The 20,117-nt window shown below is 67.4% G+C and carries 14 protein-coding genes and 1 pseudogene; 11 read left to right on the top strand and 4 right to left on the bottom strand.

What is annotated here, in order from left to right; genetic code table 11:
• Positions 1-36 precede the first annotated feature (36 nt).
• Entirely contained in the window at positions 37-318 is a 282-nt protein-coding gene (locus tag J8F10_RS36570) for a hypothetical protein (RefSeq protein ID WP_210663127.1), read from the top strand.
• A gap of 29 nt (positions 319-347) precedes the next feature.
• On the opposite strand, the gene J8F10_RS36565 is transcribed toward J8F10_RS36570, so the two are convergent.
• Positions 348-1,640, bottom strand: coding sequence for a beta-ketoacyl-[acyl-carrier-protein] synthase family protein (locus J8F10_RS36565; protein WP_210663125.1), 1,293 nt, complete (start codon positions 1,638-1,640; stop codon positions 348-350).
• Between the two features lie 442 nt (positions 1,641-2,082).
• On the opposite strand from J8F10_RS36565, the gene J8F10_RS36560 reads away from it, so the two are divergent.
• From J8F10_RS36560 to J8F10_RS36520, 9 genes are all read left to right on the top strand, one after another.
• The gene (locus J8F10_RS36560; RefSeq protein WP_210663124.1) at positions 2,083-4,269 is read left to right on the top strand and encodes an NfeD family protein; all 2,187 of its coding nucleotides are present in this window, start codon (positions 2,083-2,085) and stop codon (positions 4,267-4,269) included.
• A gap of 218 nt (positions 4,270-4,487) precedes the next feature.
• Positions 4,488-5,135, top strand: coding sequence for an NfeD family protein (locus tag J8F10_RS36555; protein ID WP_210663122.1), 648 nt, complete (start codon positions 4,488-4,490; stop codon positions 5,133-5,135).
• A 50-nt stretch (positions 5,136-5,185) separates the two neighbouring features.
• On the top strand, positions 5,186-5,344 hold the full coding sequence (locus J8F10_RS36550) for a hypothetical protein (RefSeq protein WP_210663120.1): 159 nt from the start codon (positions 5,186-5,188) through the stop codon (positions 5,342-5,344).
• Between the two features lie 62 nt (positions 5,345-5,406).
• Positions 5,407-6,519, top strand: coding sequence for a flotillin-like protein FloA (gene floA / locus J8F10_RS36545; protein WP_315854261.1), 1,113 nt, complete (start codon positions 5,407-5,409; stop codon positions 6,517-6,519).
• A gap of 62 nt (positions 6,520-6,581) precedes the next feature.
• The gene (locus J8F10_RS36540) at positions 6,582-7,313 is read left to right on the top strand and encodes a hypothetical protein (RefSeq protein ID WP_210663117.1); all 732 of its coding nucleotides are present in this window, start codon (positions 6,582-6,584) and stop codon (positions 7,311-7,313) included.
• Positions 7,314-7,822: 509 nt separating this feature from the next.
• Positions 7,823-8,089 (top strand): hypothetical protein, encoded by a 267-nt coding sequence (locus J8F10_RS36535; RefSeq protein WP_210663115.1) that lies wholly within the window; start codon positions 7,823-7,825, stop codon positions 8,087-8,089.
• A gap of 31 nt (positions 8,090-8,120) precedes the next feature.
• The gene (locus J8F10_RS36530; RefSeq protein WP_246524778.1) at positions 8,121-8,720 is read left to right on the top strand and encodes a Uma2 family endonuclease; all 600 of its coding nucleotides are present in this window, start codon (positions 8,121-8,123) and stop codon (positions 8,718-8,720) included.
• Positions 8,721-8,820: 100 nt separating this feature from the next.
• Entirely contained in the window at positions 8,821-9,909 is a 1,089-nt protein-coding gene (locus J8F10_RS36525; RefSeq protein WP_210663113.1) for a glycosyltransferase family 2 protein, read from the top strand.
• 13 nt (positions 9,910-9,922) lie between these two features.
• On the top strand, positions 9,923-10,930 hold the full coding sequence (locus J8F10_RS36520) for a glycosyltransferase family 2 protein (RefSeq protein WP_210663111.1): 1,008 nt from the start codon (positions 9,923-9,925) through the stop codon (positions 10,928-10,930).
• 97 nt (positions 10,931-11,027) lie between these two features.
• Here J8F10_RS36520 and J8F10_RS36515 read toward each other — a convergent pair whose 3' ends face one another.
• Complete coding sequence (locus J8F10_RS36515; RefSeq protein WP_210663109.1) at positions 11,028-14,006, bottom strand: PAS domain-containing hybrid sensor histidine kinase/response regulator; 2,979 nt, start codon at positions 14,004-14,006, stop codon at positions 11,028-11,030.
• Positions 14,007-14,295: 289 nt separating this feature from the next.
• Here J8F10_RS36515 and J8F10_RS41045 point away from each other — a divergent pair.
• Positions 14,296-16,238 (top strand): annotated as a pseudogene (locus J8F10_RS41045) (UbiD family decarboxylase).
• Here the strand turns inward: J8F10_RS41045 and J8F10_RS36505 are convergent.
• Together J8F10_RS36505 and J8F10_RS36500 are read right to left on the bottom strand one after the other, a co-directional pair.
• Positions 16,219-18,036, bottom strand: coding sequence for a tetratricopeptide repeat protein (locus J8F10_RS36505; RefSeq protein ID WP_210663107.1), 1,818 nt, complete (start codon positions 18,034-18,036; stop codon positions 16,219-16,221). The pseudogene J8F10_RS41045 and the gene J8F10_RS36505 overlap by 20 nt on opposite strands.
• Before the next feature lie 101 nt (positions 18,037-18,137).
• Positions 18,138-19,631: a protein kinase domain-containing protein gene (locus tag J8F10_RS36500; protein ID WP_210663105.1), complete on the bottom strand. Its 1,494-nt coding sequence runs from the start codon at positions 19,629-19,631 to the stop codon at positions 18,138-18,140.
• Between the last annotated feature and the right edge of the window lie 486 nt (positions 19,632-20,117).

Here is a 20,117-nt window from a genome sequence, read left to right as displayed (position 1 = left end):
CGAACAACTATTTGTGGATTGGTGCCGCGGACTGGTGTGGCCAGTCCGGTTCGTTTTGAAGAGTGCCGCGATGACATCACGATCGTGAAGAACCTGCTCCAGCAAAAGGCCACCGGGGAGCAGGTGGTTTTCCCGCTAATCGAACCGGCGCGGGTGATCGCGTCGCGCCGGGAGTGTACGGCTTACTACACCCAGACGGCTCGACTCGCGATCGCTGGGAAGGAGCTGTGCGTGGCTGTCGTGTATGTGGACAAACACGCGCTCGGCACGGGGACGTGGGCGGTTGGTGAAGTAGGGAAGGGCGCTGAGCGGCCTTGAGCAGAGGGCCGCTCAACCGAGCGATTCTGCTACACCGCGGCCATCACCAGCGCGCCGTTCTGTCCGCCGAAGCCGAAGCTCGTGGACAGGCCGTACTTCACTTTCGCTTCGCGGGCGGTGTTCGGGATGTAGTCCAGGTCGCACGCCGGGTCCGGGTTCGTCAGGTTGATCGTCGGCGGGTACACCTGCGTCTTTAAGCTCATCGCCAGCGCAGCCGCTTCAATCGCGCCACTCGCGCCGATGGAGTGTCCGATCATGGACTTGATCGAGGAGAGCTGAACTCTCCTGGCGTGCTCGCCGAACACGCGCTTCACGGCCGCCGTTTCCATCAGGTCGTTCAGCTTCGTGCTGGTGCCGTGGGCGTTGATGTACCCGACGTCGCGGAAGTCCACTTCCGCTTCCGTCAGGGCCGACTGGATCGCCCGCGCGCCGCCGCGCCCTTCCGGGTCCGGCTTCGTCACGGAGTACGCATCGAACGTGCTGCCCCAACCCTTCACTTCCGCGTAGATCGGTGCGTTCCGGGCCTTCGCCCGCTCGTACTCTTCGAGCACCAGGACCGCGGCGCCTTCGCTAATCACGAACCCGTCACGGAGCCGGTCGAAAGGGCGCGAGCGCTCCTCCGGCGCGCGCCCGTTCGATTTGCTGAGCGTGCCCAGTGCGGTGTACGCGAGGAGCATGAGCGGGTCGATCCGACTGTCCGCCCCGCCGCACAGCATCACGTCCGCGTCGCCCCGGGCCACGAGCCGGTACCCCTCGCCCACGGCCTGCGTACCGGCCACGCACGCGGTCACCACCGTGTTGTTCGGCCCCTGGCAGTTGAACGCCATCGAGATGTGCGCCGCCACCATGTTCGGCAGGTATTTCAGCAGCCACAGCGGGAACAGCGGCGAATCCGTCCGGTTCGGGTCCGGGAGCTTCGTCTCGTCGAACTCGCCGTCTTCCTGGCAGGCGCGCGCGAGGAGCGGCGCGAGTTCGCCCAAATCCATCGGCACGAGGCCCGTGCCCATCACCACGCCGAACCGCTCCGGGTCCATGCCGGCGACGTCGAGTCCGCTGTCCGAAACGGCCAGCCCCGCGGCGCCGATGCCGAACTTCGCGGCCCGGCCCATGACCTTGACCGATTTGCGGAACTTGTCCGGGATGAACGGTTCCGGGTCGAAATCGAGCACCTCGCCCGCCACCCGGATTGGGTGGTTCGAGGCGTCGAACGAGCGGATCGGCCCGATGCCGCTGTGCCCGTCCACGCACGCCTGCCAAAAGGCGTCTTTACCGACCCCGTTGGGCGCAACGACGCCCAGTCCGGAAATTACCACCCTGCGCATGACGCTACCCCGATCGGCCGTTCCGTCTTCGATCCGTGAAGGGGAACGACTCGTCACGCCACCCCCGGGCCGACTCGTCACTGGCACCGCCGAACCCGCCGGTCCCTTAAAACCCCCATCTACACCATCTTCCATAAAGTTAATCCGCCTTGTTGCTTCCTTCAATCCCCTTGATGGCGGGGAATCGGGTTATCTCACTCAAACTGTGCAGATTAACTCGCTAAACTCGGCACAACCGGCCCTCAATTGTGTGCCCCGGCCCGATTGGGTGTGTGCATCGCGAGCGTTTGGTAGTGAGAATGCGAAGCGTGTGCCGGCTTGCGGGGCCGCGCGACGGAGTACCCGGAACGTTCTTTGGTCCCGGCCTGCTGCGGCGTTATAATCTGAACAAGTGGGCGGGGGTGGAGAACCATCCGAGCGCACTCTGAAGGAACGACTACCAATGCTCTTCTCTCTGCGCCGCTGGACGGGCATTGTTGCCCCGGCCATCGTTTTGGTGTCGCTGTTCGGGTCCGTCGCGGGCGCGCAAGACGCGAACAGTGCGCTGTTCGTGACCGTTCAGAACCCGATCACCAGCGACGTCGCCACGCGGATCGAGAACCAGATCAACGCGCGCGTCAACGAGAAGAACGAGGAGCGCCGCGTGTGGATCGTGGTGCTCGACTTCAACCCCGACGGCAAGCCCGCGGCGACCACCAACTTCGGCCCGTGCTCCGACCTCGCCAAGTTCCTGAGCAGCCCCAAAATGGCGGGCGTGAAGACCATCGGTTTCGTTCACGCGCCGGTGACCGGACACACGGTGCTCCCGGTGCTCGCGTGTAAAGAGGTGGTGATGAGCAAGGCCGGCGCCCTCGGCCCCGTCGTGGTCGAGGGCGTGCCCCCGTTGGAGGCGTCCGAGCAGGTCGCGTACAAGACCCGGTTCAACCGCGACGACCGCTGGCCCATCGTCCAGAAAATGTTCGACCCCAACGTGGCGCTGGTGAAGGGCGTAACGAAAGAGGGCGCCCCCCGGTACGCGGACGCGAACACCCCGGATTCGCTGAAGCAGGTCGTGGGGGCGGCGCCGGTGAACGGCGTCCAGGACAACCAGGTCGCGAGCTACCCGGCCCCGGTCGCGCGCGCCGTCGAACTGGCCAGCGGGACCGCCGAGAACCGGCGCGAGATCGCGGAACTGTTCGGGCTCCCGCCGCTCCGCGACGACCCGCTCGCCGGGCGCACGCCCGATGCGTACCAGTGGGCCCTCAAGGGGGACGTGGACGGCGCGATGAAGGAGTCCGTGAACCGCGTCATTCGCGACGTGCGCAAGAGGAAGGGGAACGTTCTCATTCTGGTCCTGAGTTGCGGCGGGACCGATCTGGAAGCGGCGCGCGGGCTGGCCGACGACCTCGTGAAGGCGCAGAGCGGCGACGACGCCCTGCTCATCATCGGGTTCGTCCCGGAATCCGCGCCCGACGCGGCCGCGGTCGTGGCGCTCGGGTGCTCCGAGATCGTGATGACCAAGCCGAAGGGGGCCGAGGGCGAGGCGAAAGAGGCCGATTTTGGGAACTTCGAGCGCTACACCAAGAGCGCGAAGCCGTCCGCCGTCGCCGCCGAGCGCCAGAGCCTGCGCGACTTCGCCGAACAGCGCGGCTACCCCGGGGTGCTGTTCGAGGGGATGCTCAACCGCGACCTGGAGGTCGTCCGCGCCGAGGGCGAGGGCAACAACCGCAACAAGCGGAAGCTCATGACGCGCTCCGAATTTGAAACCGAACAGAAGGCCAGCCCCGGGCAGTGGAAGCAGGGGCGGGTCGTGAAGCAACCGGGCAAGCGGCTCGAACTGAGCGCGACCCTCGCGGCCGAACTCGGCGTGGCTCGGCTCACGGTCCCGACGACCAGCGTGGACGAGGTGTGCAGCGCTTACGGTTTGGGTAAAGCGAAGAGCCCGGACCCGGGCTGGCTCGACAAGTTCGCCGAGTTCTTGCGCATCCCCGCGGTGACCGTTATCCTCGTGATGATCGGGTTCATCGGGTTGATCCTCGAACTGAAGGTGCCGGGGCTGACCGTACCGGGGATCGTCGCGGCCGTGTGCTTCATCATGGTGTTCTGGTCGCAGTCGCGGTTCAGCGGCGAAATGTTCGTGCTCGCGCTGCTGCTGTTCCTCCTCGGGTTGGTGCTGATCGGGTTGGAAATCTTCGTGCTGCCCGGGTTCGGGGTGTGCGGGATCAGCGGCGTGTTGTTCATGCTGGCCGGGTTGGGACTGGTCACGCTGGAGCGCTTTCCGCAGACCTGGGAGGAGGCGGTCCCGCTCGGGGTGCGGATCTCCACGTACCTGTTCGCGATGATGGGCGCGATGGTCGCGGCGTTCGTGATCGCGCGGTTCCTGCCGCAAGTGCCCTACGCGAACCGGATGATGCTGAACCCGCCCAGCGACCAGGCGAACGCCGTCGAATCACAGTTGCCCGGGGCGAGCGCGGCCGCGGAGCTCCTCGGCGCGATCGGCGCGAGCACGACCCCGTTACGGCCGGCGGGCGTAGTACGGTTCGGGGAGAAGTTCGTGGACGTGGTTTCGGACGGCGGGTTCATCCCGTCCGGCACCCGGGTCCAGGTGATCGCGGTCGAGGGGACGCGGATCGTCGTCAAGGAAGTGTGAGTGCGAACGCGCCCTGTGGTCGGGGGTGCGTTGCGCGGGAACGAATCACACGAACGTGGTTCCCCGCGCCTTACGAACCCGGGCTGAGCCGGGTGGCACGGGCGGTGTTCGGGAACGCGCGCCGCAATTGGGTCTCTCTGCAGCCCGAATATTCATACTCTTGCCCGTGGTACCGGACAGAATGTGTCGGCCCGATCACACCCACACGCACGCTCCGCATGGAAGACTACCTGATCATTGCACTCGTTCTGATGGCCCTCGGTGTGGCGCTGCTCGGCGCCGAGATCCTGGTGCCGACCGGCGGCATTCTGGTGGTGGGCGCTCTGGTTTTCTTCGCGCTGGGTGTCGTCGTCATCATGTACTATGGCACGACCGTTGAGGCCGTGGTCGCGGTCGGCGGGCTGGCGGTCGGGCTGCCCGCGGCCGGGTTCGTCGCGGTCGCGGCGTGGCGCCGGATGTCACTCGACACGGTGCTCGACGACGTCCCGACCGAGTCGCCGATCGGGGCCGCGCCCGAAGTGGTCACGCTCAAGGGGCGCGTCGGGAAGACGGTTTCCCCCTTGCGGCCCTCCGGTACGGTCGAGATCGACGGTACCCGCATCGACGCGATGACGGAAGGCATGATGCTCGACTCGGGCGTGTGGGTGCGGTGCGTGGAGGTGCGGCGCGGACAGGTGATCGTCCGCGCGATGGAAACGCCCCCGGACGTCTCGGAGGTGGAGTGCGCTGATGCCGGGCTGTCCGCGCAACCAAAAGCCGGCGCGCCGGGCAGCGAAGACCCTCGGGCGGACGAACCCAAGCGCGACGAGCCGAAGCGCCCGCGCGACGACTTCGACGACTTCGACATCGGTCTCGATAAGATTTGACACGAACCGGTGTTCGGTACGAAACACTGCTCCGCGGTTCGGGGCCACGCATGTTCGGTATATTTGGACTGGGCGGCCCGGAAATCTTGATCCTCGTCTGCTGCGCTACGGTGCCCGTGGGCGCGGCCGGGATCGCGTTCGCCGTGATCCGTCTGTCTGCTCAAAAAGCGAAGCGCGACGACTTCGACGACGAAACTGATGACCAGTAACAAACAGTAACGTAATCGCCGGGTCGCTGTGACGCACCCGGAACCCGAAAGGACCGACACCCGTGACGCTTTCGACGACGCTCTCGACCGCGCTCGCTCTGTTCGCCCAAGGCAAGGACGCGGTAAAGGACGGGGGCGGGCCTAACCAGGTCAGTACCGTCAGCATCATCATCATCGTGGTGGCGCTGGTCGCGGTCCTCATTTTCGTGGTGTTCCTCTTCCTGTTCTTCAGCTTCATCCGGCTCTGGATTCAGGCCCTGTTGACGAAGGCCGACATCGGCATCGGCAGCCTGATCGGGATGAAACTGCGGAACGTCGATTACGCGATGATCGTGCGCCAGAAGATCGCGCTCGTGCAGGCCGGGGTGCGCGTCACTACCGGGGAACTGGAAAGTCACTTCCTCGCACGCGGGAACGTGCCGAAGACCGCGACCGCGGTGATCGCGGCGCACAAGGCCGGGCTCGATTTGCCGTGGCGCACGGCCGCGGCGATCGACCTCGCCGGGCGCGACGTGCTCGAGGCCGTCCGCACGAGCGTGAACCCGAAGGTCATCGACTGCCCGGACCCGGCCAAGGGCAAGCAGTTCCTCGACGCGGTGTGCCGCAACGGGATCCAGTTGCTCGCGAAGGCCCGCGTGACCGTGCGCACCAAGCTCGAGCGACTGGTCGGCGGGGCGACCGAAGAAACCATCATCGCCCGCGTCGGTGAGGGCATCGTGAAGGCCATCGGCTCGGCCCACGACCACAAGGAGGTGCTCGCGAACCCCGGCATGATCTCGCAGACCGTGTTGCACAACGCCCTCGACGCCCAGACCGCGTTCGAGATCGTGTCCATCGACATCGCGCACATCGAAGTCGGCGAGAACATCGGCGCGAAGCTCCAGGCCGACCAAGCCGCCGCGGACCTCCGGGTGGCCCAGGCCGAGGCCGAAAAGCGCCGGGCCGCGGCCGTGGCCCGCGAGCAGGAAATGCGGGCGCTCGTCGAGGAGAACCGGGCGAAGGTCGTCGAGGCCGAGGCCCAGGTCCCGCAGGCCATCGCGGAGGCCTTCCAGAAGGGCAACCTGGGCGTGATGGACTTTTACAACATGAAGAACGTGCAGTCCGACACCCTCATGCGGAACAACATCGCGACCATGACCGGCGGCGCGGAGGGGCAGAGCGGGTCCGGGCGGTAAGCGCTCGGGCCGGGGTGGTGTAAAACGGGTTCGTTCCTCGTCTCCGTTGGGCGGATTTCGTCATGGGTGCTCTCGCGGTCGTGGTCATCCTCGTCCTCGTCTCCACCGCGGTGGGGGCGCTGGCGAAGATCCTGAACAACATGCAGGAGGCGAGCAACACCCGCCGCCTCGAGCGCGAGCGGTACGAGCGCGCCGGGCGGACGGAGCGCGCCCGGAACGAGCGCGACAACGAGCGCGCGGAGCGGCCCTCGCCGCGCGCCAGTCGGTCCACGAACACGGAGAGCACAAGCACCGGTTCGGTGCGGGCCGCGAACTCGGACATGGACCGGTTCCTCGCCGAGATCGACCGCTTGCGGCGCAAGGCCGGGACGAGCCCGAGTCCGCCCCAACCCGGTTCGTCGGCCCCGGTCGCGCCGGTGGTTCAGCCGATCAAGCCGCCCACGGAGCGCCCCCGGTCCCGCGTGGTCGCGGACCTGGCGGATACCGCCGCCGCGTCGAGCGCCGCGGCCGGGTTCAGCACGTCCCCACAAGCGCCGACGCGCTCCGCCCCGATCGCCGGGCAGATCGAAGAGTTGCCGGTCGCGCAGGTGCTGCGCCCGAGTTCCTCCACGGGCGCCCCGGCGACGAAGGTGACTCGGTTCTTCAACCGCCCGCGCCCGACCGCGAAGACCAACTTCGGCAAGAACCTCACCGCGCTCCTCGGCTCGGGCCAGGGCGTCGCGATGGCGGTCGTGCTGCAAGAGATCCTCGGCCCGCCCAAAGCGAAGAAGAACGCCAACGCCGAGAAGCAGTAGCCGCGATGTACACCGGAAGCCCACCACTGGAACCGTGGGAAACCGACGATTGGCAGTGGTTCAATCACCACCGACAGGTCGTAACCGAAACCGATTGGCTTTCGTGCCCGAATCCAGTGGCACTCCTCGAATATTTGACCCAGAAAGACACTGCGAGTCGGCGCAAGTTCTTCCTTACCGGCGCGGCGTGCGTCCGGCGCGTCTGGCATCTCTTGGAACGTCCCGAGTCGCGAGCGGCGGTAGAGGCGGCAGAACTCTTCGCCGATGGCTACATAAGCCGCGACGAACTGGGCACGGCCAGTTTGACTGCGGTTGTTTACGATCAATTCCCTCCCGTCAGTTACCACTTCTGTGCGGCTCTGGCGGCTTCGCGGTTGCGTCACGACATTCGCCATAACCACGGCAACGCCGAAGAGACCGTGTACGTCCTCCACAGTGTCTCGGATGCTGTTGCTGTCTTGGCCGGTGCGGAGCGTTCAGATGAGTGGGAGGCCGCGCGTATTGCGGAGATGCGGGGTATCGCTGATTTGTACCGCTGCGTGATGGGCAATCCGTTCCAACCCGTCACCTTCGCTCCATCCTGGCGCACGGATACCGTCGTAGCGCTGGCTCGCGGAATGTACGAGTCGCGCGACTTCAGCGCGATGCCGATTCTCGCGGACGCACTTCAAGACGCGGGCTGCAACGAACCCGCGCTCCTCGATCACTGCCGCGATACCAAGCAAACTCACGTCCGCGGGTGTTGGGTCGTTGACCTCGTTCTCGGGCTGGAATGACGGTATTTTGAGATCAGAAGGGAGAACGTGCATGATGCCAGCAAATATTACGACACCGGTTCTGACTGGCCCTCCGCGCAATTTGCTCTGGACGGTCGATCAGTTCCACCATCTCGGTGACCTCGGCATGTTTGAAGGCCGGCGGGCGATGCTCATTAACGGGGTGATCGTGGAGGAGGGGCCGATGAACCCACCGCACCGGATCGCGCTCGAACTGAGCGAGAACGCCCTGCGGGGCGCGTTCGGCGCCGGCTGGCGCGTCTGTAACCAGATGCCGCTCGTTCTCGGACAGACGACCGACCCCGAACCGGACTTGGCGGTGATTGCCGGTTCGCCCCGCGGTGCCAGTACGCACCCGACGAGTGCCGCGCTCGTTGTGGAGGTCTCGGATTCTTCGCTCCGGTACGATACCACGGAGAAGATGAGCCTGTACGCTGCGGGCGCGATCGCCGATTACTGGGTCGTGGACGTGAGCGGCCGGCAATTACTGGTTTTTCGCGATCCGCAGCCGGATTCGACACAGTCTCATGGCCACGGGTACGCCTCGCGCCAGGTGTTCGGCCCGAACGATGCGGTTGCGCCCCTCGCCGCACCGCACGCGCCCGTCCGCGTTGCGGATTTGGTGCCGTAACCGCGCCCCCGCGCAGGTTGCGCTTGCATCGGGTTTCGTACTGTGCGTATCATCGTGCGACCGCGGGCGGACCCGCGGCCGGCACAGGGAAGGAACCCGCATGGCCCTGGCACACTCGCCAGACGGCACTTCGCCGCACGCGCCCGTGGCCGCACCCGGTCACGAACTCGCGCTCGTCACCCCGCGCCGCGCCCCCGCGCCGCCGGTGACCGAGCTCGCGGTAGTCGTCGTCAATTTCTGCCAGTGGAAGAACACGGCCCGCCTCGTGCGCCAGCTCCGGCGCGCGGCCGTCGTTCGCACGGGCGCCGCCCACATCCAGATCATCGATAACGGTTCGCCCGCGCACCCGCTCGCGGACCGCGTCGCGCGGCTCCGGGGCGTGTCGGTGCGCCGGTACGATGCCAACCTGGGCTTCGCGGCGGCCGTGAACCGCGGGTGCCGGCAGAGCGCCGGGCCGTGGGTGCTGCTGCTGAACCCCGACATCACCGTGCCCGACGGGTTCCTCGACGACGTGCTCGGGCGCGCGGCCCGCGGGGACCTGCCGGCCGACGTGGGCGTGGTCGGCTTCCGCCTCCTCAACCGCGACGGCTCGCCGCAACCGTCCACCGGGCCGTTCCCGTCACTCGGGCGCACGCTCGCGGGCCTGTGCCTCCCGCGCGCCCGGCGCAAGTGCCAGGTGAACAATCGCACCGTCGAGAGCCCGGTCGAGTGGGCCACCGGTGGGTGCCTGCTGGTGCGCCGCGAGTGCTTCGAGCAACTCAACGGCCTGGACGAATCGTTCTTCCTCTATTACGAGGACGTGGACTTCTGCCGGCGCGCGGCCGCGAGCGGGTGGCAGGTGCGGTACGACCCGGCGCTGCAGGTCACGCACCACTGGCCGCTGCACGCCCGCCGGGTGCCGCCGCCGCTCCGCCTCGTTACCCGGCACGCCCTCCTGACGTACACGCGCCGGCACTGGTCCGGGTGGCAGGCGCGGCTCCTTTCCAGCGCGGTGTGGGTGGAAGCCGGGGCGCGGCACCTGTGGGCGAAGGCGCGCGGCGAAACGGACGCCGCGCACTGTTTCGATCAAATGCGCCGGCTGGTCGAGGACGTGGCCGCCGGGCGCGAGCACGAGGCCGCCGAACGCATCCGCTTCGCCGCGTCGTTCCTCCACCCGATCGCCGCCGAACAAGACGGCCGAACGAGTTAGTGCGGAGCGCGGAATGCGGAACCCAGGCACGCGAGCCCCCGACCCGATTCCTCTTCATTCCGCGCTCCGCGCTCCGCGCTCCGCGCTCTCGATCCTCATCCCCTCGCACTCGCGCCCCGATTTACTCCGGCTATGTCTCACGAGTGTGTCACGGTACGCTCCCGCGGGGGCGGAAGTGATCGTCGTGGACGACGGTTCGCGCGACGCGATTGTCTCTCGCGCGGCCGCCGAGTTTGCAGGAATCAAAGTGGTGCGCCGGGCGCGGGCGGGCGGGTTCTGCGTCGCGGCGAACGCGGGCATCGCGGCGGCCTCGGCTCCGGTCGTGGAACTGCTCAATGACGACGCGGAAGTCACCGAAGGGTGGGCCGATTCCGCACTCGCGTGGTTCGCGGACGCGCGTGTGGCCGCGGTCGCGCCGCTCGTGCTCCAGAACGACCCGCACCGCAGGGCCTGCGGGCTCCCGCCGCTCATCGACACCGCCGGCGACGAGTACGATTTCGGCGGGTTCGCCGCCAAGCGGGGGCACGGCTCGGTTTGGGCGACCGGTCGGTGTGAGCCGGCCGGTGAGGGTGCAGAACCACACGTCGGTCCGGGCTCTCACCGGCCGGCTCACACCGGCCGGTCGCCCGAGTACGTTTTTGGTGCCAGTGCGTGTGCCGCGTTCTACCGGCGCGAGGCGGTGCTCGCCGCGGGCGGGTTCCCCGAACACTTCGGCGCGTACTTCGAGGACGTGGACCTGTCGTTCCGGCTCCGGCGGCTCGGCTTCGAGATCGTGTACGACCCGGCCGCGGTGGTGTGGCACCGGGTGTCGGGCAGTTACGGCCGAAAGCCGTCGCGCCGAACGCTGGAGCGCCAATCGTGTAACGAGGAGCGGGTGTTCTGGCGGAACGTGCGCGGGCGCCGACTGGTGAAATGCCTCCCGCGCCACGCCGCGGTGCTGGCCGGCAAAGCGCTCCGCCGGTGGCAGGAAGGCGCACTATTGCCGTGGTTGTTGGGGCGCTGCCGGGCCGTGATGGGGTGAACGAGGCGGAGCACTTCAGCGATTGCACGAGCCGCGCCCGCAAGGGCGCGGGCGGTCCCCGGCGCTCGCGGCCCGCCACGGGGAAACGGAAACCGGACTAACCGACGGGTTGGGGCGTGATCGTGAGTGCCGCGCGCACGGCGGCGACCAGTTCCTGGGGCCGGTAGGGTTTGCTCAACAGGCCCTGCGACCCGTCGAGTTCGGCCAAATCGTCGGCCGAGTACCCGGTCGAGAACAGGATGCGCACGCCCGGGTCGATGCGGATCATGTGGCGCGAGGCGTCGCTGCCCGACATGCGCGGCATGGTCACGTCCAGAATCACGAGCGCGATGTCCGCGCACTCGCGCTCGAACACTTCGACCGCTTCCTGACCGTCTTCGGCGGTGATGATCCGGTACCCGGCGCGGGTGAGGACCGCGGTGCCGAGGTCGCGGATCATCTGCTCGTCGTCCACCAACAGGATGGTCGCCGGGGCGGGCGCGATCGGTGTTCGCGCCGGCGCGCTCGGGGTGAGCATTGGGAACGGCGCCGGGATCGGAATCGGGAGCGGGGTGCGCGCGTGGGCGCGCGACGGAGTGGCCATCATTTCGGACATCGGCAGGTTCAGTTCGATCCGGGTTCCGGCGCCGGGGTTGGAGTGGACCTCGATCCACCCGTGGTGCTGCTTCACGATGCCGTGGACCATCGGGAGGCCCAGGCCCGTTCCCTTGCCGATCCCCTTGGTCGTGAAGAACGGTTCAAACAGCCGGGCCTGCACCTCGGGCGTCATCCCGGTGCCGGTGTCGGAAACCGCGAGCCGGACGTACCGGCCCGGGCGCACGTCGTCCCACCCGGCCGGGCACGAGTCGGCGTCGTGGAGGTTAACCGGTTCGGCGGTGAACGTGAGCGCCCCGCCGTCGGGCATCGCGTCGCGGGCGTTCAGCCCCAGGTTCATGATGGCCTGAACGAGTAGCGTCGGGTCGGCGTGAACCGCGGGGCAGTCGGGGTCGACCTCGAGTGCCAGGTGAATGCGCGGGTCCACCGTGTGCCGGAGGAGCGCCAGCACCTCGCCGAGCGCCTCGCGCGGTTCGACCGGGGCGAACACGAGCTGGTTGCGGCGGGCGTAGCCCAGGAGCTTGCGGGTCAGGTCGGCCGCGCGCGCCGCGGCCTGTTCCACGGCCCCCAGGAGGGAGCGGTTCGGGTCGTGGTCCGGCAGGCGCACCAGGGACAGGTTCCCGAGCACGGCCGTGAGCAGGTTGTTGAAGTCGTGGGCCACGCCCCCGGCCATCTGGCCGATGGCCTCCATCTTCTGGGCCTGGCGCAGTTGGTCCTCCAGGAGCCGGCGCTCGGTGACGTTGACCGAGACGCCCAGGCCGTACTCGTACCCGCCCGCGGCGTCGCGCACCGCGGAGAACGAGAGCTCGACCCAGACGATGTGCCCGTCGGGCCGGAGGTACCGCTTGGAGTAACTGAACCGGTCGCGGACCCCGGTGCGCACCTCGTCCATCAGGATCTGTTGTTCGGCCAGGTCGTCCGGGTGCGTGATGCTCGCGGGCGTGAGCTTCAGTACCTCGGGGACGGTGCGCCCGAGCATGGCGGCGAACGCCGGGTTGCACGAGACGAACAGGCCCTCGGCGTTGGTGAGCGAGACGCCCGCGGAGGTGCTCTCGAAGATCCCGCGGAACAGTTCTTCGCTGCGGCGCAGTTCCTCTTCCGCCTTGTAGCGCTCGGTCACGTCGTTAACAAGGGCCAACTTGACCCCGCGCCCCTCCAGGCTCAGGGCGAACGACGACACCTCGACGTTGATGAGCGCGCCGCTGCGGGTCCGGTGGCGCCGGAGCGCGGGCGGGCCGTCGGGCAGCCCGCTGTCGGTGGCCGACGAGAAGGCGTAGTTCACGTCGTCCGCGAGGCGAATGTCGGGCACCGTGAGGGCCAGGAACTCGTCGCGGGTGTACCCGTACTTGCGGATCGCGGCCTCGTTGACCGCGAGGATGCGGAGGGTCTGGGTGTCGTAAACGAACACCGGGTGCGGCACCGCCCGGAACAGTTGCCGGTACCGCTCCTCGCTCCGGCGCAGCGCGTCCTCGGCGGTCTTGAGCGCGGAGATGTCCAGCGCCACGGTGACCACGCCGCGGGCGCCGGCCGGCTCGCTGTCGATCCCGTCGGGCATCCACAGCGGGGCCTTGCTCGTCAGCCACGGGCGCGCGTCGCCGATCGGGGCCGGGTAGCGCGCCTCGTACTGGATCGGGCGGCACGTGGACATCACCTCGCGGTCCCGCTCCACCGTCATCGCGCCGTAGGCCGCGTCGACCAGTTCGGCCGCGGTCCGGCCCACGGCGTCCTCGGGCGTCACGCCCAGGAGCTCGGCCTGGAACTGGTTCATCACCAGGTACCGGCTGTCCCGGTCCTTGGCGCTGATCGGCCCGGGGAACGCATCAATGATGGCGCGGAGCAGCTGGCCGGTTTGGCGCGCCCGGCGCTCGGCCGACTTCCGCCGGTCGATGTCGCGCTGGATCATCACCCAGTGGGACAAGTTGCCGTCCGGGTCCGGGACCGGGACCGCGCTCAGGTCCACCCAGAAGGGCGTGCCGTCCTTGCGGTAGTTGCGCAGCTCCACGCGCAGCGGCGTGCCCGCGTTCATCGCGGAACTGAGGCGCGCGAGCGTGTCGGGGTCGGACCCGGCGCCGCGGAGCATGTACAGCGAGCGCCCGATCACGTCGGCGCGCGAGTACCCGGTGAGCCGGCAGAACGCCTCGTTCACGTACATCACGGACCGGCCCGGTCCCTTATCCGGGCGAGCCTCGACGATGGCCACCGCGTCGTGCGCGTGGACCACGGCCGACTCGAGGAGCCGGAGGCGCGTTTCGGACTCGGGGAGCGAATCGTGCGGCCCGACGTTCACCACGGCGCGCGCGGGCGGGGCGGGGCGGTTGGCCCACCACCCCAGAGCGGCGGCCGCCAGCACGAGCGCCCCGACGAGCGGCCCGGCGACCGGTGGGGGCGCTGCGGTCACGCACACCGCGGCCCCGCTCGCCGCGGCCACCACGAGGGCGATCGGGAACAACGGGAATGGTTTTTTGGGCGGTGAGAATGTCACTGACGGTCCAGGCGGAGGTCGGTTCGCGGTGTCCGCGACCAAAGTGGGCGAAACCCGGGGTCGGGTTCATACCCTACCATAAGCCCGATCCGGGCCGGTTCCAAACGCCCGATTGGGAAACACACGGGTCCGGTTGGGGTCCGTTCAGGAATCTTCTGAAATGGGCAGGAATCGTTAGTAACCGGGAGGAATTGTCAGCGCCCGGCGCGAACTCTCGTAGTTATCCGGCGGAACCCCGCCGCGGTTCTTCACCCGCCCCTCCCCGCGCCAAATTCCGAGCCGAGTTCCGATGGGTCACCGAAATCTGTCCGCCGCCGTCGCCGACCTGGAACGCGCCGGGCACCTCGTCCGCATCGAGCAAGAAATCGACCCGCACCTGGAGGCGGCCGAGATCCACCGGCGCGTCTATGCCGCGGGCGGGCCGGCGATCTACTTCGCGCGAACGAAGGGTTCGCCGTTCCCGATGGTGTCGAACCTCTTTGGCACACTCGATCGCGCGAAGTTCCTCTTCCGCGACGCACTCGAGGGCGTGCGCAAACTCGTTGAACTGAAGACCGACCCGACGAACGCCCGCAAGCGCCCGTGGCGGTATTGGAACTTGCCCCTCCTCGCGTGGCGCTTGCGCCCGAAGTTCGTCCGCTCCGGCCCGATCCTCAAACACACCACGACCGTTTCGCAGTTGCCGCAATTAAAGTGCTGGCCGCTCGATGGCGGCGCGTTCGTGACGCTCCCGCAAGTGTACACCGAGCACCCGGACGCCCCCGGCTGGATGAAATCGAATCTCGGGATGTACCGCGTGCAGTTGAGCGGCAACGAGTTCGAGCCGGACCGCGAAGTGGGACTGCACTACCAGATCCACCGCGGTATCGGTGTTCATCACGCCGCTGCTGTGCGCCGCGGGGAACGCTTGCGCGTGAACGTGATCGTGGGCGGCCCCCCCGCCCTGGCGGTCGCGGCCGTGATGCCGCTACCCGAGGGGTTGCCGGAACTCGCGTTTGCGGGCGCGCTGGGCGGGCGGAGGTTAGCGATGATCCGGGCGAACGGCCGGCGTGAGCCGGCTGGTGCGGTCGCGCGGTCGGTAGTCGCGGGAATTCTCACCAGCCGGCCGCCGGCCGTTCGCCCGAACTCACCCCTCCTGCGGGGGCCGATTTCGTCATCTCGGGGTGGATCGATCCGACGCGAACGAAGCCCGAGGGACCGTTCGGCGACCACCTCGGTTACTACAGTTTGACGCACGACTTTCCCGTCATGACGGTGGACGCGGTGTACCACCGGCCCGGCGCGATCTGGCCCTTCACGGTGGTCGGGCGCCCCCCACAGGAAGACACCACGTTCGGCGACCTGATCCACGAATTGACCGGACCCGTCATTCCCACGGTGATCCCCGGTTTGCACGCGGTCCACGCGGTGGACGCGGCGGGCGTTCACCCGCTGTTGCTCGCGATCGGCTCGGAGCGGTACGTTCCCTATGCCGGTATCCGGCGCCCGCAGGAACTGCTCACGCTCGCGAACGCGGTTCTGGGACAGGGGCAATTATCGCTGGCAAAGTACCTGTTCATCGTGGCGAAGGAAGACAACCCCGATCTCGATATTCACGACATCGGTGCGTTTTTGCGACACCTGCTCGAACGCTTCGACCCGGAAGCGGACCTGCACTTCCAAACGCGGACGACCGTCGACACGCTCGATTACTCGGCGGGATCGGGGCTGAATTCGGGCAGTAAACTCGTGATCGCTGCCGCCGGTCCCGTTCGGCGCACGCTCGGGACAACAGTACCGGCGAATCTGAGTCTTCCTGATGCGTTCTCGGACCCGCGCATCGTGATGCCCGGTGTGTTGGCCCTGAAGGGGCCGAAGTGCGGAGCGCGGGGTGCGGAGCGCGGAACGGACGACGAAGACCCTGACATTGTCCGACTGTGTGCCCGTCTCGGAACGCGGAACGTGGACCTGGAACCCCTGCCGGTTATTGTCGTGGTCGATGACAGTGAGTTCGTTGCGCGCACGCTGACCAATTTCTTGTGGGCGGTGTTCACGCGCTCGGACCCGGCAAACGACGTCCACGGTGTGGGCGCACACACGCGCCGCAAGCACTGGGGGTGCCGCGGGCCGCTCGTGATTGACGCGCGCCTGAAGCCGCACATGCCGCCGCCGCTGGACGCGGACCCCGCCGTGACCCGGCGCGTGGACGCACTGTTCGCGCGCGGCGGGCCGCTCAGCGGGGTTGAGAAGTGACGGGCGGGTTCCACTTTTCGGGCAAGCGGAACGGCAACTTCTGCTCGTAGAGCTTCAACCGGTCGCGAGCCGGGTTCCCGCTCGCGGTGGCAAAGTTCGGGTCTTCCAGGGCACGTTTTTGGAGCTTTACCGCGTCGGTGAACTGACCGGACTCGGCATAGACGCAGGCCAGGAGGTCCAGCGGGGTTCCCGACTTCCACGCGGTCATGTCGCACAATTGCTTCGCATCGGCATACGCTCGGTTCACGTCGCGGAACTTGGCGTCGGGGCACGCCGCCCGAATGACGATTCGGTTGTGTAAGGCGGTGCCCTCGCTCGGGTTGAGCGCGAGGGCCGCGTCGAGATCCGCGAGCGCCTGCTCCCAGCGCCCCAAGTTGAGCAGCACGCACCCGCGGTTCGACAGGATGGAGACGTTTTTCGGATCGAGTTTGACGCCCTCGTCGAGATCCTTGAGCGCGCGATCGATGTCGCCTCGAAGTATCCACTGCGGCGCACGCAGCGCGAACGCCTCGGCATTTTTCGGGTCGAGTTTGATGGCCTCGTCGCACTCCGACAGAACTTTGTCCCACTGCTGTTTTTGAACCATCACCGAGGCCCGCCCGACGAACGCGCGGGCCTCTTTCGGGTTGATGAGCAGGATTTTGTTGTAATCCGTGAGTGCGGAATCCGGGTCGCCGAGCCGGAGGTGAACGAGCGCCCGTGCGGCCAGCGTTGTGGTGTCCATTGGGTCGAGTTGGACGGCCGTTTCGAGATCGGTCTTCGCGCCCTTCAAATCACCGGCTTCCAATCGCGCTTGCCCGCGCGTCCGGTACAGTTCGGCTTCGGGGGGAACCTGGCCCGCAACGAAGCCCTCTGGAGCGGCAATTAGGTCCCCGGGCATCCGGTAGCGGTTGTTTTGACCGGAGGTGAGCCGGAGCACCGCGTCGAGATCGCTGATGACGTTTTTCCAGTCCTTTTTGGCCCACCAGAGCGAGACGCGCTTTAACAGCACCGCCGGCTGGTTCGGGTTGAGCGCGAGTGCTTGGGTGTAGTCCGTGAGCGCCAGATCCGGGTGCTGCTGCTCCCGAATGCGTCCGCGGTTATAGGCCGCTCCCGTGTGGCGCGGGTTGAGGCGCATCGCTTCGTTGAGATCCTGAATCGCCTTGTCTATTTCGCCCAGTTCGCTCCAGGCGCCGCCGCGGTTCGAGAAGGCATCGGAGTCGTTCGGGTTCAGGCGAATGGCCTCGTCACAGTCCGCGATAGCTTTGCGCCACTCCTTTTTCATACACCAGAGCGCGCCGCGCGCGGAGTAGCTCGGCGCGTACCGCGGCTCGGTTTTGATCGCCGCACTCAGGTACTCGAGTGCAGTATCGACTTCGCCCTTTCGTCCGTGAATGGCGCCCTTGAATTGGAGTGCAACGGCGTCTTTAGGGGCCAACCGAAGGGCTTCGTCCACGTCCCTCAGAGCGTTGTCGAGTTTCCCGAGTTCGGCCCATGCTCGGGCACGGGTGTAGTGGGGCGGGGCGGCCGTTGGGTCGAGTTGAATGGCCCGATCGCAATCGGGGAGGGCGCGGAGCCAGTCGCCCTTCTGAACGAGCGCCCAACCGCGGAAGCGGAACGCTTTTGCGTTGTGTGGGTCGAGGCGAACGGCCGTGTCGCACTCTTCGATGGCTTTATTGAACCTGCTCTCGTCGCACAATCGGTCGGCCCGACCGATGGCGGCGGCGGCTTTGAGCGCTGAGTACGGAGGGGCCGGGGGCCGGGCCGATGCGGTGGCGGTTGATAGCAACGCGGCGAGAAGAGCGAGCCGGGCCGACATGGGCGTTCCCTCCGAGGGGGCTGGGAGCGCGGCTCATTAGGCAAACTGCGGTCGTTGTGTCAATGCGAAGTGCGGGCAAGATGCCCGCGGTCCCAGGGGGATCAGCGCTGGATCTTGCACTTCGGAAGTGCTTTTTGAACGGCGTCGATTGCGACGGTCGTGAGTTTCGGGCAGTCGGTCAGTTCGAGCGTGCGGAGCTGGGCGAGGCCGTGGAGGTGAACCAACCCGGCGTCGGTGATGTTGGGGCACGCCCGCAGGAACAGTTGCCGCAAGTGCGTGAAGTCCTTGAGGCGCGTCAAACCGCTATCGGTGACCCCGGCACAGTACGAGAGGTTCAGATAATAGAGCGCGCGCAGCCCGCCCAGAACCGCGAGCGCGGCCACGTCCTTTTCGGTCGCGGTGGACTTGATCGAGAACCGGTACAGTTCGCCGGGCGCGATCCGCACTTCGGCGGGCGTGGTTGCGACGATCTGCCATTCGACCGCGGATTTATCGGCCGGGCGCGAGTACCAGCGCCCCCGCGCGGGGACGTCGAGCATTTGCGTCACCACGGACCCGCTCGTCCCACTCGAGCTCCCCGATTCGCTGAGGATGTCGAGTTCCTCGGTCGGGGTGTCGCGCGACACGTCCGGGGGCTGGGTGGGCGCGCGCCGCGCGACCGTTTTCTTCTGCAACACGGCCGCGAGTTTGGCTTCCCACTCGACCGCGTCCTTGGGGCGCCGTTCCGGGTCGAAGGCGACGCTCCGCACGATGAGCGACGCCAGTTCCACGGGGATCTTCAGCGCGCGCAGTTCGGCCGCCGCGTCGGGACCGGGAATGGCCGTCAGGTCGCTGAGCATCATCTGGTAGGCGAGTACGCCGATCGCGAACACGTCGTCGCGCGGGTTCGGCGGGCTCCCGAAGAGTTGCTCCTGGGGGGCGTACCGCGAACTCCCCATCGCCCGGAGCATCGTCGGCACGCGGGCCAGGATGCTGGTGTTGGCGTCCGGGCGCTCGGATTGGGCCGCTTCCGCGGCCACGCCGCCGATCCCGAAGTCGGTAATCCGCGGGACGCCGCGCGACATCAGCACGTTCTGCGGCTTCAGGTCGCGGTGGACGAGCGGCGGGGCGAGTTGGTGGAACTTGGCCAGCGCGCCGGCGATGACGTGCAGCACGCGCACGGTCCGGCCGAGCCGGCGCGGGGGCGGTAACGTGCTCCATTCCGCGACCGCTTCGGCGAGCGTACCGCCCTCAACGAACTCGTACATGAGCCACGGAATGTCGCCGCTGAGGTTGCACTCCAGTAGCGGGACGATGTTCGGGTGGTCGCCGTGTTTCATCACGCGGGCGACGACGGTCCGTTCGTGGGTGACGAGTTGGTGCCGGGCGGTCGGGTCGGTGCAGAACTTAACGGCGGCCGTGCCCTTGCGCTCGTGCCGGGCGAGCCAGACCTCGCCGAACCCGCCGCCCCCGAGCCACCGCTCGAGTACCCACATTTCCAGATTGGGGAGCGGGTCGCCGGGCGCGAACCGGGAGCGCGCCTCCGGTTGGGGGATTTCGAGGGGCGCGGGTCCGGGTGCGTTTTCGGTCGGGGGCCGGTCGCCGGTGTCGCTCATGGCGGCTCTCGGTCGGAAGGAAGCCCCAGGATAACACACCCGAAAGCGGTATGGAACCGGTCGGCAGGGCCGTACTACGAAACGAATACCGTTTCAGCAACTGCTGCCCAATCCTCTGAGCTACAAGGGCGAATGCCTTATTTCCCAATCGCTTGCGGCTTTTCCTTTGCCTTCTACCCACGAGTGACACCCGGTATCACTCGTGGGCGACGGAGGGTGCTGGTAACGCCCCCGATCGGGGCACAACAACCGCTTCTGAAGAACGGCCGCTGTGTCCAATGACGATTCTATTTCGTCTGACAGCTCAAACAAGCCAAACAAACCTTGGACACCGGTCCACGGTACCCGGCGCCCGCCGGGCCGTGGGTTCTGATCCTGCACGGGTGCTGGGTGGTGGACTTGGTGTTGAGGAAGGAGTAACATCAACGGCCGAACCCGACGTTGAACCTGACAGCGGCAAACTACCCGGCTCGTTTGTCGTTCAGT

It is taken from the genome of Gemmata palustris, from assembly GCF_017939745.1.
GTDB lineage: Bacteria > Planctomycetota > Planctomycetia > Gemmatales > Gemmataceae > Gemmata > Gemmata palustris.
Note: the sequence above shows the minus strand (reverse complement) of the source record. Positions and strands in the feature narration are given on the sequence as shown.

What these genes read in the sequence shown, in the direction of transcription:
- J8F10_RS36555 (WP_210663122.1), top strand. Translation starts at nt 4,488, where the DNA reads ATGGAAGACTACCTGATCATTGCACTCGTTCTGATGGCCCTCGGTGTG.
- J8F10_RS36560 (WP_210663124.1), top strand. Translation starts at nt 2,083, where the DNA reads ATGCTCTTCTCTCTGCGCCGCTGGACGGGCATTGTTGCCCCGGCCATC.
- J8F10_RS36540 (WP_210663117.1), top strand. Translation starts at nt 6,582, where the DNA reads ATGGGTGCTCTCGCGGTCGTGGTCATCCTCGTCCTCGTCTCCACCGCG.
- J8F10_RS36520 (WP_210663111.1), top strand. Translation starts at nt 9,923, where the DNA reads ATGCGGAACCCAGGCACGCGAGCCCCCGACCCGATTCCTCTTCATTCC.
- J8F10_RS36525 (WP_210663113.1), top strand. Translation starts at nt 8,821, where the DNA reads ATGGCCCTGGCACACTCGCCAGACGGCACTTCGCCGCACGCGCCCGTG.
- J8F10_RS36565 (WP_210663125.1), bottom strand. Translation starts at nt 1,640, where the DNA reads ATGCGCAGGGTGGTAATTTCCGGACTGGGCGTCGTTGCGCCCAACGGG.
- J8F10_RS36530 (WP_246524778.1), top strand. Translation starts at nt 8,121, where the DNA reads ATGATGCCAGCAAATATTACGACACCGGTTCTGACTGGCCCTCCGCGC.
- J8F10_RS36500 (WP_210663105.1), bottom strand. Translation starts at nt 19,631, where the DNA reads ATGAGCGACACCGGCGACCGGCCCCCGACCGAAAACGCACCCGGACCC.
- J8F10_RS36505 (WP_210663107.1), bottom strand. Translation starts at nt 18,036, where the DNA reads ATGTCGGCCCGGCTCGCTCTTCTCGCCGCGTTGCTATCAACCGCCACC.
- J8F10_RS36550 (WP_210663120.1), top strand. Translation starts at nt 5,186, where the DNA reads ATGTTCGGTATATTTGGACTGGGCGGCCCGGAAATCTTGATCCTCGTC.
- J8F10_RS36535 (WP_210663115.1), top strand. Translation starts at nt 7,823, where the DNA reads ATGCGGGGTATCGCTGATTTGTACCGCTGCGTGATGGGCAATCCGTTC.